This is a genomic window from Erythrobacter epiphyticus (assembly GCF_034653295.1).
GTDB lineage: Bacteria > Pseudomonadota > Alphaproteobacteria > Sphingomonadales > Sphingomonadaceae > Erythrobacter.
On sequence record NZ_JAYEEU010000002.1, the window covers coordinates 71,901 to 85,600 of the forward strand.

Genomic DNA, 13,700 nt, shown 5'->3' on the forward strand with positions numbered 1-13,700 from the left:
CTTTCTGATCTGTTCAATCTTCCGGGGAGGAGAAGTGGGAACGTTTCAAAATTCGCAATGCGCAAGTCAGGTGTCGGGTTCCCCCACACTTGCATTTTGTGCAGCCTGCTGTGCCGCCCAGGCTTCGAGCAGCGCATCGCGGCTCATCAGCCCCAGTTCGGGCAAGGCGTGGTTCACCACATAGGTCGAACCCGTGTGGCGGTTGTCCCACATCGCCTGATGCGCCTCCGGCAGGCCATCCCACGGCACGACTTCGGGCATGGTCACTTCGAGCAGGCCCGCGGCAATCATGTCGTTCATCCGCGCAACTTCAAAGGCATTGCACAGGTGCGTGCCCAGAATGCTCGCCGTCGGCATGATGATCTTGCGCTGACGCGTCCAGACTTGCGGGGCGTAGAAGGTGAAACGGCTGCCTGCGAGATCTTCGGCGAAGATCACGCGGCCTGTGAAGGGCTTTACCAGCGAAGTTGAAATACCGAGCGTATCCTGCCCGACCCGCTCGAACACCAGATCGGGGCTGCCGCGCGGATTATCGGGCGAACGCAGGATCTTGCCCACGGCCGAGCCGAACGGCTTCATCACCCGGTCCTGATAATCGCGCACAGCCGCTTTGAAGACTTCGATGTCCGCCTTGGCATCGGGCAGGCGCGGCATGGTGTCGGGCCAGTAGAAATTCGCGCCCTCGCGCCGCTTGATCGTCTCGAGGCTGACGATCCCTTCGATCGCATCTTCAAGCCCGAGCGATTGCAGGAATTCGCGCTGGCCATCGGTGGTGGTGGCCACCACCGAACGCGCGTTGAACAAGCGCGCGGCTTCGATCATCTCAAGGCCCGTCTCGTCGAGCAGTTCGCTCGACCCCGGCCCGTAGAAGATCAGCACCGCCTCGCCCCCGCGCACCGCGCCACGGCGCAGCATTTCCTCAGGCGAGGCCGTCCCCGGCTTGCCCATGAAGCTGAAGTGATAGCCCGACGAAGCCCCGTAGAAGGCGAGCGTGCCGCCCTCTGCGAGCAGTTGGAAGCTGCGCGGGAAGGCGGTTTCACCCGCATGGCTCACCACGTAATCGGCCAGCTTGCCGCCGTTCAGCGCCTTGTATTCCTCGACCAGCGAAGTGCCTGTGGCTTCCCACGCGCGGGCCTGCGCAGCATCTTCGGGCACCACGCTGTAGAGATCGGCGAAGCGCGCATCCTTGCGGTTGATCGCGCCGACGGCGCCTTGCACCTGCGTGATGAACTGCGCGCGTTCCTCGGACGAAACGAGGCCCGTCACCTGCAAGCCGGTACGCACCGAAGACCGCAGCGCATCGAGCCCGGTGCCGGTGGCCGCACCTTCGACGAACAGGGTCCGCCCCGGCGCGATCTGGAGTGTGGTGAACAGGCAGCGCGCGATGGTGCCGAGGTTCAGCACATAGCTTCCCGCCTGTTCGAGCGTGAGATCAGGCGGGATCGCGTGCATCTGCGGGGCCTGCACCGTAAGGAACTGGGCATGGCTGCCCGTCTCTGTCTCGTAGCCCTGAATGGAGAAATCGGCATACATCGGATCATTGCCAACCTGCGGCGAGAGCAAATCATTGGTGCCGGAATAGACCGTCACCAGATCGCCGACCTTGACCCGGCCCTGCGCCCGCGTCTCGGAGCCAAGCGCCGCAACCAGCGCGATCCCGCCCGATCCGGTGATCTGCACATCTTCCTCATGCGCATCGAAGGGCGAAACCGGAATGCCGGTCAGCGCCCAGATGTCGTTGAAGTTGACCTCGCTCGTCAGCATGTAGAGCAGCGCTTCGTTGGGCGCAGGCTCGGGCACTTTGACGATCAGTTCCTTCTCGTGGCTTTCCGGCGGGCCGAAGCGCGGCGCGCCGGTGTCGGGATCGCGTGCGATGCCGAAAGCATATTGATAGGGCGGAATGGGGGTCACACCGGGGAAGAACGGCGCGCCAACGGGCAGCAGATCACCTGCGTCCTCCAGAGCCTGCGCCTGTTCCGCGTGGCGATCATAGTCCCACACGCCGTCGCGGCGGACGGGGAGTGGCGGCGCGACCTTGTCGATGAATTGGCGGATGCCGGTCTTGCCGCCTTCAGGATCGACAATCGCATCGGCAAACAGCGCGGCCTCTTTGGCAAGGCCCGCCGTGATCCCCTGTTCGAGCCCGACGCGCACCGCCTCGATGGCGCGCTCGCCCGCCTTGCCGCGCCCGGCCCAATCAAGCTGGCGGAGCACGCGCTGGAGAAAGGCATCCTCCATCACCGGCGCGAGCGCGACCGGCGCAGGCGTATCCCAGCGGCTGATCGCGGCCTGCCGCGCGGCAAAGGCCTTGCCGAGTGCCGAATGCTCACCATGCTTCACATAGGCGCGCACCGCGGCGTGGGCTTCGGCAAGCGCATCGCGCGCACCGTTTACCAGCACATCGACAAGCCCGATTTCGGCGGCTTTCTCGGCATCAATGCTGCGGCCGCCAAGGATCAGATCCATCGCATCGCGCAGGCCGGTCTCGCCGAAGCGATCCACCAGCAGGCGCGGCAGGCGCTGCGTCCCGCCATAACCGGGGAGCAGCCGCAGCCGGATTTCGGGCTGGCCGAAACGCGCCACTGGCTCGGCCACGCGGTAATCGCAGGCGAGCGCGAACTCCATGCCGCCGCCCAGCGCCACGCCCTGAACGGCGGCGACGCAGGGCTTGTTCATCCGCTCGATGATGCCGAACGCAAGCTGCGCATTGTTGGGCAGCACGAGCGCTTCTTCGCGGGTGTGGATTTCCTCGAGCATCTGGCGGATATCCGCCCCTGCCACGAAAGATGCCGTGCCCTGACCGGTGAACACCACCGCGACAACATCCTCGGCGCGCGCGAGGTGCTCCACCACCAGCACCAATTCATCAATCGCGCGTTCGTTAAGCGCATTGACCGGCGGATTGGTGACGGTGACCGTCGCAATCTGCTTGCCCGGCGCGACATCATTATACTGCACCAGGAAATAGCGGTGGCGATCGAACAGCGCCTGTTCATCGCTCATCCGCTGCTTGCGCTGCCAATCGGTGATGACGGTGCGCAGTTCGTCGAGCGCTTCGGGGTTACGGAGCGTCGTCACGTCGCCAACGTCCTCGCCCACCACCAGCGCGCGCACCATCCGGCGCATATATTTCCCGCTGCGGGTTTCGGGGAATTGCGAGACTTCGATAAAGTCCGCCGGCACCGCGACCGCGCCCTTTTCGGTGCGCACGAGATCGAACAGGCGGCGCTTGTCCTCGATCGTCAGCTTGCGGCCCGCCACCGGCACCACAAAGGCAAGCGGGGTCAGGCCCTTCTCGCGGTGCGGCGCGCCGACGACCAGCACATTGCCAACCGGCGAGTCCGGCGCGAGCGCCTTGTCGCGCAGCACCGCGCCTTCGATTTCCTCGGTCCCCATGCGGTGACCCGAGACATTGATCACATCATCCGACCGCCCGTGGAGCGAGAACGAGCCATCCTCATGGGCAATCGCGAAATCGCCCTGGGTGTAGGCCCAGACGCCCTTCCAGCGCTTCCAGTAGCCTTCTTCCCACCGCTTGGCATCGCCCTTCCACGCGCCGAGCACGCAGCCATTTTCGACACGGAAATTGTCCATGTCGCCCCAGATCGTGCGGGCGAGATAGGGATAAGGCGCGGTGATGACGATTTCGCCCTTTTCGCCCATGTCAGCGCGCCGCCAATTGACCCCGCCCGCGTCCGCTGCGCGCGCAAAGGGCGCATCGGCGCCGCCCGCATCGTCATCCTCGACCCAGACATCGCCCACCACCCAAGGCAGCGGGAAGGCATGGGCATCGGGTCGCAGCGGAAAATCGCGGTTGCCGTAAAAATGCGTCCAGGCGATGCCGCCATGCTCGGTAGCCCAATAGGAATTGATATATTGCGGCGTGACATGCTCCATCCCGAAGGCCTGCACGCTGGGGCTGACCGGCTCGGCACAGAAGGTCGCGACGCGCAGTCCGCTCATGTCGTAGCGCTGCACATCGGCGAGGTTCGAGGGATCGCTCATCACGCTCTTGAGGAAGGTCACCCCCGCCTTGAAGATCGTGACATTGTGCCGCTCGATCATCGAGGCAAAGCGGCCCGCATGCGGAAAGACGGGCGAACCTTCGAACACCACGCTCGTCACCCGCGTCATCAGCGGGGCGCAGATCAGATAGCTCTGCCCGGTGATCCAACCCGGATCGGCCACCACGAACAGCGTATCGCCGGGGCGCGCATCGAAGCTCGCCGCCATCGTCTCGGCGACGCCGGCGGCATAACCGTGCGAATGGACGATCCCCTTGGGCTTGCCGGTCGAACCCGAGGTGTAGATGAAGAACATCGGGTAATCGGCATCGACCGGCATCGGCGGTGACGCCGCCCAGATCGCGCGGACGAAATCGCCATCAGACAGCGCCATCAGATCGGCCTGCGAATTGACCGCGAAGCCGACGCCGCGCGCCTTTTCAAGGATGGTGTCGAGCGCCGCATCTGTGAGTTCGTGGCTCCACCGGTCGCGTTCCTCGCGCCAGATCATGTCGGCCGTGCCGGTGTGGCGGCACACGATCACCGCCTCGACGCGCGGCGGCAGGGTGACAAGGCTGGAAGCAATCGCGATCCGCACCCGCGCGGCATCCGCGCTGGATATGCGGCCCTCGTTGCCCAACTGTATCAGCGCCTTGCCGACGCCGCGCATCACATCGGAGCGATCGACCGTGATTTCTCCGGCGAGCGCCTCGCGCACCGTGTCGAGGATTGTCTGTTGATCGGCAGCTTGCAGTTCGAGTTCGAGCTTGCCGAGAATGGTGAGCGCCGTTGTCACCGGCACGAAATTGTCGAGCGCGGGATCGGTATAGGCGTTCTTGAACGGGGCAACCTGCGCGGTGCGAAAAGAGCCATCCGAGGTGACAATCACCTTGGCGCCGGTATCGGCGATGCGATCCGACAGGGTCTTGTCGGAAAAACCGCCGAACACCGCCGTATAGACCACGCCCATCCGCTTGGCGCCTTCGGTCCAATAGATTTGCGGCACGATGCTCGGCATGTTGAGCGCGATCCGGTCTCCCGGTTGCACCCCGAGCGCCTGCAAGGCGACCGCGCACTTCGCGCTTTCGAGCAGCAATTGGCGGCGCGAGACGGTGAAGCAATCGAGCGGCGCACCCTTGCCGCCCAATGCGGACATATCCCAGCGATCACCTTCAAAGATCAGCGCGGCTTCCTCGCCGTGGCCCGCCAGCACGTGGCGATCCATCTCGGAAAAGGCCGCATTGGTGCGCCCGCCGACAAACCAGCGCCAATGCGGCGGGTTCGAACCATCAAAGGCCTGCTCCCACGGCGCAAAATCGGCTGGAAGCGCGGGGCTGACAGGGGCACAGGTGGCCGCGTCCCAGCCGGTCCATGCGCCGTCTTCACCCTTGGCGAGCCACGCACCGCTTGGCCCGCAATCGGCCACGAACCAATGCATGTTGCGCGCGGCAATCTGCCCATGAAAGGCACCGGGATCAGCCAGCACGGCGGCGCGCATCGCGTCCCAGTCCGCGCGGTTGCCGATGGGATTGGTCAGACGGGCGGCAGCCACCACGCCGGTATCAGCTTCAGCCAAGAACTCTTCCTCCCCGAGACCGCTGCAAGCAGCAGCCATGCGCGCGCCGAAAGCTCATGAGTCTGAAGCAAAATTGCGCATAAGCGCGCAATCAGGCAACAAACTGCATGATCAGTTTCAGGTTTTGCAACGCCGCATTGCAAAAAGCGTTCCGCAACCCGATTCGCCCGGGGAGGAGATCAGGATAGTCTAACCCAATTCAGCCGCGACCGCGATAGGGGGCTACGCCCTGATCGGGCACCCACAGGCCTTCGGGTGCAGGGCCGGTCTGCCAGAAGACATCAATCGGGATCCCGCCGCGCGGATACCAGTATCCGCCGATGCGCAGCCAGCGCGGCTGCATTTCTTCGGAAAGCCGCTGGCCGATGCCGACGGTGACATCTTCGTGGAAGCCATTGTGATTGCGGAAAGACCCCAGAAACAGCTTGAGGCTTTTCGATTCCACAATCGTATCGCCCGGCGCGTAATCGATCACCAGATGGGCAAAATCGGGCTGGTCAGTGACCGGGCACAAGGAGGTGAATTCCGGCGCGACAAACCGCACCAGAAACAGCGCGCCCTTGCGCGGGTTGGGGACATAATCAAGCTGCGCTTCTTCGGGCGAGCGCGGCAGCGGGCTGTCCTTGCCGAGAAAGGCGGGATTGAGCGAAGGCGTGTCAGAGGGCGTGTTCATAGGCTGGGCTGTTGCCGCGAAACCGGGCATAGCGCAAGCAAGGAACTGGACGCAGGCGGCCCTGCCGTTATGGGAAGCGAACCGCTGTGCACTCTCAAGCGACCATGGCTTTGCGAATGACCTCATCCCGACCCCGGCTGCCTCGCGCCATGACAGCCACGATCCTGGCCGCGCTTGGCAGCACAGGCGCACAGGCCGTGCCGCCATCGGCACCTCTGCCCGAGGCGCAACCCTCTCCGCAAGCGAGCCCGCTCGCCCTGCCTCCGGCACCCGTGGCAACGGCATCGCCCCCGGCTGCTGCCCAGCCGCAACCACGCAGCACGCCAGCACCCGCGCCCATACCCGCGCCGCGCCCCTCGATTTCCACGGCGGTGCCAACATCCGACCCAGCGAGTGCCAGCACCCCCTCGCCCACCCCGGCAATGCCCTCCTCACCTGCCGGCCCCGGCTTTGGCGACAGCCTCATACCGCCTGAGGCCAATGCACCTGTCGCGCCATCCTCGGCGCTCGGAGCAAGCATCTGGCCCGGCCTGTGGCCGTGGCTGGCAGGCGCGCTGGCTGTCATCGTCGCCCTGATTGCTGCGCGCATCCTTCCGCGGCGGCGTCAGCCCAAGGTGCCGCGCCTCGCCGCGCCAGCCAAGCGCCCGGCCGCCGCCGCAGCGGAGCAGGCTGCCGCCACACCGCTGCGGCTGGATTGCCAGCTCGACATCACCGGCGCTGCGCGCAGCGTGATGATGTTCAGCATCGATTACCGCCTCGAAGTGGCCAATCGCGCCGATCGGGCGGTGCGCGATCTGGCGATCACCATCCGGCTCGACCAGCCGCGTCAGGACAGCACAGATGCGTCGCTGGCCGATACGGCAGAGGAGCATCAGACGATTCCCCGGATCGGCCCGCAGCAAAGCCGCAGCATCACCGGCACACTGCGTCTCCCGCTCGCCGCGATAGCCCCGCTGCGGCAGGGCTCGGCCCCGCTGCTGATCCCGCTGCTTCACGTGACGCTGGAGAGCCCGGACCGCGAGACGGAACAGCGCACCTTCGTGGTCGGCACGCCCAGCCCCGCCACCATGGGCAGGCTCCAGCCGATCCGGCTCGACGTGGCGCCGGGCGGGATCGCCGGGCTAAAGGCCCAGCCTGTCAATGCGCCCTGAGCGGATCAGACGGGCGCGGGCCTTGGCGGAAGGGCCCCGCGCCGCTAGGCTCGGCGCATGACCGAACACCTCCCCCCGCTCGTTTCGACCGCATGGCTGGCCGACCATCTGGATCAAGCTGATGTGGTGGTGCTTGATGCCTCGCATCACTTGCCCGCCGCCGCGCGCGATGCCCGCGCTGATTTTGCATCCGAGCACATTCCCGGCGCGCAGTTCCTCGATCTGGCGAGCCTGTTCGATGCCACCTCGCCTGTCCCCTATGCGCTGCCGCAGCCCGAACAGCTTGCCGAGCGGCTGGCGAGCCTCGGCGTGCCACCGGGCGCGCGCATCGTGCTTTATGATGACAGCGCGATCCGCAGCGCCGCCCGGGCATGGTTCATGCTCACGACCAGCGGCTGGGCGGAGGTTGCGATCCTCGATGGCGGGCTCGCCAAGTGGCGCAGCGAAGCGCGCCCGCTTGCGGGCGGCGCAACGGATATCACCGCCACCACGCCTGCCGCACTCCATGCCCCCCGCGCTGTCCGCAGCAAGGCCGACATGCTGGCCAATCTCGACACCCACGCCGAACAGGTGCTCGACGCGCGCAGCGCCGACCGGGTCTATGGCTCGGGGATCGATCCGGTGCATGGCGGACAGAACGGGCGGATTCCCGGCGCGCTCAACCTGCCTTTCACCGAAGTGCTCAACCCCGATGGCACTTACAAGGCGGTGCCCGAATTGCGCGCTGCCTTTGAACGCGCCGGGGTCGATCTCGCCCGCCCGCTTGTCGGCACCTGCGGCAGCGGTGTGACGGCAAGCGTGCTGCTGTTCGCGCTCCACCTTATCGGCAAGGATGATACCGCGCTGTATGATGGGAGCTGGAGCGAATGGGGCGCCGATCCCGCCACGCCCAAGACGCATGGGCCGGACGCATGAGCAGCGACGGGGATGACAGCAAGCGCCGCCCTGCAACACGGGTGGTGCGCGGTGGCCGGAAGAGCGCGTGGACTGGCCCGGTCGTCAACGTGCCGGTCTGGCGCGGTTCGACTCACCTTTACGACACAGACGCGGATCGGCAGGCCGCGGGGCGCAACAATGCTGACGGGCAGTTCTTCTACGGCAGGCGCGGTGCGCCGACCCAGTGGAGCCTCGCCGAAGCGCTGACCGCGATCGAGCCGGGTGCCCATGGCACCGTGCTCTATCCCAGCGGCGTTGCCGCGATTGCAGGGATCATGCTGGCGGTGCTCAAGCCGGGTGATCATCTGCTGATGAGCGACAATGCCTATGACCCCAGCCGCAGCATGGCCACCGGCCTCTTGGCGCGGATGGGGGTGACCACCACCTTTTTCGATCCGCTGGATATCTCCGCCTATCGCGCGCTCTTTGCCAAGCCGGTGCAAGCGGTGTGGCTCGAAAGCCCCGGCAGCCTGACCTTCGAGGTCTGCGATGTGCCGCAGCTCGCCGCGATGGCGCGCGAACACGGCGCGGTGAGCCTGATCGACAACACCTGGGCCAGCCCGCTTGGCTTTGCCGCGCTCGATCATGGCTGCGATATCGTGATGATGAGCCTGTCGAAGCATGTCGGCGGCCATTCCGATCTGATGATGGGCAGCGCGAGCGCGGGCGAGACATGGTATCGGGCGCTCCGCCGCACCGCGCAGGATCTGGGGCAGGTCGTCTCGCCTGATGATGCCGCGCTGGCCGCACGAGGCCTGCGCACGATGCAGGTGCGACTCGCCGCGCAAACGCAAAGCGCGCGGCGGATCGCCAGCTGGCTTGCCGCGCAGCCGCAAGTCGCGCGCGTGCTATGCCCGCTGCTGCCCGACGATCCAGGCCATGCGCTATGGGCCCGGGACTTCACCGGCGGCTGCGGCCTATTTTCTTTCGTGCTGGCCAGCAATGATCCCGCCGCAGCGGCGCGGGTTGCCGATAATCTCGACCTGTTCGGGATCGGCTATTCCTGGGGCGGTTATGAAAGCCTCGCCCTGCCGATCAAGCCAGCCGATTACCGCAGCGTCATGGCGGATCAGACCGGCGGGCGGCCGGCATTGCGAGTGTCCATCGGGCTTGAGGATACAGATGATCTCATCGCCGATCTCGCACAGGCGCTGGCGCAGGTCTGATCGCGAGCCGCAATAGCTTTGCTTCATCGCTGGCAAAGCATTCTCGCTGGAAGGCGCGCGGCGCATCGCCCAAGTGGGCAGCATGCAGCAGATCGGCACCATCTATCTCGTCGGCGCGGGGCCGGGTCCGGTGGACCTGCTGACCCTGCGCGCCGTCCGCCTGATCGAGCGGGCGGAAGTGATCGTCCATGACGGGCTGATCGGCCCGGACATTCTCGGCCTTGCCAGGCCCGATGCGCGGCTGATCTCAGTCGCCAAACAGCGCGCCCGCCACACCTTGCCGCAGGAGGCAATCAACGCCCTGCTGGTGCGCGAGGCGCTGGCCGGGCGTGATGTGGTGCGCCTCAAAGGCGGTGATCCCTTCATCTTCGGGCGCGGCGGCGAGGAAGCCGAAACTGCGCGCGCGGCGGGCGTTCCGGTCGAAGTCGTGCCCGGCATTTCAGCGGCCAATGGGGGTGCGGCCGCCAGCGGCATTCCGCTCACCCACCGCGACGCGGCCAGCATCGTCAGCTTTGTCGCGGGCCAGTGCAAAGGGCTTTCCGAGCAGAACTGGTCAGGCCTTGCCGGCAAGGGCCGCACGCTGGTGATCTACATGGGCGTTTCCACCGCCGCTGCCATCGCCGAAAAGCTGATGGCCGATGGCCTTGCGCCAGACATGCCCGTCGCCGTGATCGAGAACGCGGCGCGCCCCGAAATGCGGGTGTTGCGGGGCTTGCTCGCCGGGCTCCCCGATCTGGTCGAGCGGGAGGCGGTCAAAAGCCCCGCCCTCATCGTCATCGGCGAGGTTACGGCGCGCCTCAGCCGTCATCCTGACGCAAGTCAGGATCGGGTCGAGGTAAGCGCCTTGCTGGAAGCGATCCCCGGTCAAGCCCGGGATGACGGAGATATTGTATGAAGATCCTCACCGGCAATGATCTGCGCAGCGGTGCGGTGACGTGGTGGAACGGCACGGGCTGGTCGCTCCACGTCAATGACGCGGTCGATGTCGGCGACATGGCCGAGGAAATCATGGCCCGCGAAGTCGCCGCGCGCCGCGTCAATGTGCCTTACGCGATCGAGGCGACCCGCACCATCGACGGTTTGCGCCCCGCCCACATCAAGGACCGTATCCGCGCGCTCGGCCCGACCGTGCGGCCCGATCTCACATTGAAGCCGCAAGACCCGCAAGCCATCGACTGGGTGATCTGACATGTACCGTTACGATTCATACGATCAGGCGATGGTCGACGCCCGCGTGGAGGAATTCCGCGATCAGGCCCGCCGCCGCCTTGAGGGCAAGCTGACCGAAGACCAGTTCAAGCCGCTGCGGCTGATGAACGGGCTCTATCTCCAGCTCCACGCCTACATGCTGCGCGTCGCCATCCCCTATGGCACGCTCAACGCGCGGCAGATGGAGGCGCTGGCCGACATCGCGGAGAAGTATGACCGCGGCTACGGCCACTTCACCACCCGCCAGAATATCCAGTACAACTGGATCAAGCTGGAGGACGCTGCCGATATCCTCGCCGATCTGGCGAAGGTCGAAATGCACGCGATCCAGACCAGCGGCAATTGCATCCGCAACATCTCGGCGGATCACTTCGCAGGGGCCGCGGCGGACGAGGTGGTGGACCCCCGCCCCTATGCCGAGCTGATGCGCCAATGGTCGAGCTTCCACCCGGAGTTCACCTACCTGCCGCGCAAGTTCAAGATTGCGGTGATCGGCTCCGAAACCGACCGCGCAGCGATGCGCCTGCACGATATCGGCATCCGCATCGTCAAGCGTGACGGAGAGATCGGCGCGCAGTTCTACGCCGGTGGCGGCATGGGCCGCACGCCGATGATCGCGCCGCTGATCCGCGACTTCGTGCCGCTCGATCAGCTGATCACCTATGCCGAGGCATGCCTCAGGGTCTACAACCGCTACGGACGGCGCGACAACAAGTACAAGGCGCGGATCAAGATCCTCGTCCATGAACTCGGCGCAGCGGAGTACACCCGGCAGGTCGAGGAAGAATTCGCCCATATGCTGAGCGTGGGCGTCGAGCCGCCGCGCGAGGAGCTGGCGCGAATTGCGGCGCATTTCGAGCTGCCCGAACCCCTCCGCCGTCCCGGCCCCCGAGCCGGGACCCCGCTCACTCCCGAGCGGATCAGGGACATCGGGGCCCCGGATCAAGTCCGGGGCGGGGGGTTTGAGGCTTGGGCCTTGAACAACACCCACCCCCACCGCCACCCCGATTACGTTTCCGCCGTAATCAGCCTCAAGCCCGCAGGCGGTATCCCCGGCGATGCGACCGCCGAGCAGATGCGCGTCGTCGCACGGCTGGCGCGCGAATATTCGTTCGACGAGCTCAGGGTGATGCACACGCAGAACCTGCTGCTGCCCCATGTCGCCATCGCCGACCTTCCGGCGGTGTGGCAGGCGCTCGACGCCGCAGGCCTCGGTTCGCCCAATATGGACACGATCGAGGACATCATCGCCTGTCCCGGCCTTGATTACTGCTCGCTCGCCAACGCCCGTTCGATCCCGCTCGCGCAGCGCATTTCAGAGCGCTTCGCCGCTTCGGGCCGCACCGAAGTGGTGGGCGAATTGAAGCTGAAAATCTCCGGCTGCATCAACGCCTGCGGGCACCACCATGCGGGCCACATCGGCATCCTCGGCGTCGACAAGAAAGGGCGCGAGAATTACCAGCTTTCGCTCGGCGGTTCCGAGGCGGAGGATGTGAGCCTCGCCAAGATTACCGGCCCCGGCTTCGACGAGGATGGCGTGATCGCCGCGGTCGAGACAGTCACCGACGTCTACCTCGCACAGCGCGCCGAGGGCGAGCGTTTCCTCGATACCTACCGCCGCATCGGCATGGAGCCGTTCAAGGAGGCCTTGTATGGTTGATACCACCAACCTCGGCACCTCGCCCGACGAAGTGCAATTCCGCTTCCGCGACGATGAGCCCGTCGATCACGGTACGGTGACGGTGGACGCCTGCTGCGACCAGACCAACGCCGCCGCCGTCCGGATCGAGCCGGGCGACGATGCGCGGCTGCTCTTGCCCTTCCTTGATCGCCTCGCGCTGGTCGAGATCAACTTCCCGAGCTTTGGTGACGGGCGTGGCTATTCGGCGGCGCGCATCCTGCGCGAGGCGGGCTACACCGGAGAGCTGCGCGCGGTCGGCGATGTCCTGATCGATCAGCTTTCGCACATGCGCCGCTGCGGCTTCGACAGCTTCGCCCCCGACAAGCGGCTGGATGAAGAAGACGCCGCGCGTGCCTTTGCGACGTGGGACAACGTGTACCAGCGCGCGGCCGATCGCCGGTCCACCATTGCGGATAAGCGCCATGAAGCCTGAACTCGGACTCTCCCGCCAACCGCCGCGCACCCGCGACACGCTCGACCTCGCGCCGCGCTTTACCGAGCATGACGCCGTGCGCCTCAACCGCATGTTCCGCGGTGCCTCGACGCTGGACATGCTCGAAGCGGTGATCCGTGACGGGCTGGCGGGCGATCTTGCGGTGGTCTCCAGCTTCGGCGCGGAGAGCGCGGTCTTGCTGCACCTGATCGCCAGCGTCGACCCGACCGTGCCGGTGCTGTTCCTCGACACGGGCAAGCATTTCCCCGAGACGCTGGCCTATCGCGATGAACTGGTTGCGCGCCTCGGCCTCAATCTGGTGGTGCTGACGCCGGATGCCGAAGAACTGGCCAAGCGGGACGAAACCGGCCTCCGGTGGTCCTACGATCCCGATGGCTGCTGCGAGATCCGCAAGGTGAGGCCGCTGGAAAAGGCGCTGATCAATTTCGACGCCAGCTTCACCGGCAGGAAGGCCTTCCAGGCCGCGACCCGCGCCAATCTGCCGCGCTTTGAAGTGGACACCTCGGACGCGCAGGGGCGGCTCAAGATCAACCCGCTGATCGATTGGGACGCCGGGCAGATCGAAGGCTATTTCATCCAGCACGATCTCCCCCGCCACCCGCTGATCGCACAGGGCTACCCTTCGATCGGCTGCTCCCCCTGCACCTCGCAGGTCGCGCCGGGCGAAGACCCGCGCTCGGGTCGCTGGAAGGGCTGGGACAAGACCGAATGCGGCATCCACAAGCCGGGCGAGGAACCGTTTTTGTAAGCCACCCCCTCGTCATTGCGAGGAGCCGAAGGCGACGCGGCAATCCAGAGCGTTCCGCGCGCAGCTCTGGATTGGTTGGCCACGGCCAGCTTCGCTTCCGCT

General features: G+C 65.9%; 10 protein-coding genes. 8 read left to right on the forward strand and 2 right to left on the reverse strand.

The features are described from left to right. Positions 1-66 precede the first annotated feature (66 nt). Both SOQ14_RS00820 and queF read right to left on the reverse strand, forming a co-directional pair. Entirely contained in the window at positions 67-5,580 is a 5,514-nt protein-coding gene (locus SOQ14_RS00820; RefSeq protein WP_322895898.1) for an AMP-binding protein, read from the reverse strand. 199 nt (positions 5,581-5,779) lie between these two features. Beyond that, positions 5,780-6,253, reverse strand: coding sequence for a preQ(1) synthase (gene queF / locus SOQ14_RS00825; RefSeq protein ID WP_322895900.1), 474 nt, complete (start codon positions 6,251-6,253; stop codon positions 5,780-5,782). 149 nt (positions 6,254-6,402) lie between these two features. Between queF and SOQ14_RS00830 the strand changes: the two genes are divergently transcribed. The 8 genes from SOQ14_RS00830 (at position 6,403) to SOQ14_RS00865 (ending at position 13,598) form a co-directional block, all read left to right on the forward strand. Beyond that, positions 6,403-7,404: a hypothetical protein gene (locus SOQ14_RS00830; RefSeq protein ID WP_322895902.1), complete on the forward strand. Its 1,002-nt coding sequence runs from the start codon at positions 6,403-6,405 to the stop codon at positions 7,402-7,404. A 57-nt stretch (positions 7,405-7,461) separates the two neighbouring features. Then, positions 7,462-8,319, forward strand: a complete 858-nt coding sequence (locus SOQ14_RS00835; protein WP_322895904.1) for a sulfurtransferase — start codon at positions 7,462-7,464, stop codon at positions 8,317-8,319. Then, positions 8,316-9,506 (forward strand): cystathionine beta-lyase, encoded by a 1,191-nt coding sequence (gene metC / locus SOQ14_RS00840; RefSeq protein ID WP_322895906.1) that lies wholly within the window; start codon positions 8,316-8,318, stop codon positions 9,504-9,506. The genes SOQ14_RS00835 and metC overlap by 4 nt, the downstream gene beginning before the upstream one ends. Before the next feature lie 82 nt (positions 9,507-9,588). Further along, positions 9,589-10,401, forward strand: a complete 813-nt coding sequence (gene cobA, locus SOQ14_RS00845) for a uroporphyrinogen-III C-methyltransferase (protein WP_322895908.1) — start codon at positions 9,589-9,591, stop codon at positions 10,399-10,401. Further along, positions 10,398-10,694: a DUF2849 domain-containing protein gene (locus tag SOQ14_RS00850; protein ID WP_322895910.1), complete on the forward strand. Its 297-nt coding sequence runs from the start codon at positions 10,398-10,400 to the stop codon at positions 10,692-10,694. The genes cobA and SOQ14_RS00850 overlap by 4 nt, the downstream gene beginning before the upstream one ends. 1 nt (position 10,695) lies before the next feature. After that, a complete protein-coding gene (locus SOQ14_RS00855; RefSeq protein ID WP_322895912.1) occupies positions 10,696-12,375 on the forward strand; it encodes a nitrite/sulfite reductase in 1,680 nt (559 codons plus the stop codon). Continuing rightward, positions 12,368-12,829 (forward strand): DUF934 domain-containing protein, encoded by a 462-nt coding sequence (locus SOQ14_RS00860; RefSeq protein WP_322895914.1) that lies wholly within the window; start codon positions 12,368-12,370, stop codon positions 12,827-12,829. Before SOQ14_RS00855 ends, SOQ14_RS00860 begins: the two co-directional genes overlap by 8 nt. Continuing rightward, complete coding sequence (locus SOQ14_RS00865; protein WP_322895916.1) at positions 12,819-13,598, forward strand: phosphoadenylyl-sulfate reductase; 780 nt, start codon at positions 12,819-12,821, stop codon at positions 13,596-13,598. The genes SOQ14_RS00860 and SOQ14_RS00865 overlap by 11 nt, the downstream gene beginning before the upstream one ends. Positions 13,599-13,700 lie beyond the last annotated feature (102 nt).

Coding starts and splice junctions, on each gene's coding strand:
- SOQ14_RS00855 (WP_322895912.1), top strand. CDS start 10,696: ATGTACCGTTACGATTCATACGATCAGGCGATGGTCGACGCCCGCGTG.
- SOQ14_RS00865 (WP_322895916.1), top strand. CDS start 12,819: ATGAAGCCTGAACTCGGACTCTCCCGCCAACCGCCGCGCACCCGCGAC.
- SOQ14_RS00850 (WP_322895910.1), top strand. CDS start 10,398: ATGAAGATCCTCACCGGCAATGATCTGCGCAGCGGTGCGGTGACGTGG.
- SOQ14_RS00860 (WP_322895914.1), top strand. CDS start 12,368: ATGGTTGATACCACCAACCTCGGCACCTCGCCCGACGAAGTGCAATTC.
- cobA (WP_322895908.1), top strand. CDS start 9,589: ATGCAGCAGATCGGCACCATCTATCTCGTCGGCGCGGGGCCGGGTCCG.
- SOQ14_RS00830 (WP_322895902.1), top strand. CDS start 6,403: ATGACAGCCACGATCCTGGCCGCGCTTGGCAGCACAGGCGCACAGGCC.
- queF (WP_322895900.1), bottom strand. CDS start 6,253: ATGAACACGCCCTCTGACACGCCTTCGCTCAATCCCGCCTTTCTCGGC.
- SOQ14_RS00835 (WP_322895904.1), top strand. CDS start 7,462: ATGACCGAACACCTCCCCCCGCTCGTTTCGACCGCATGGCTGGCCGAC.
- metC (WP_322895906.1), top strand. CDS start 8,316: ATGAGCAGCGACGGGGATGACAGCAAGCGCCGCCCTGCAACACGGGTG.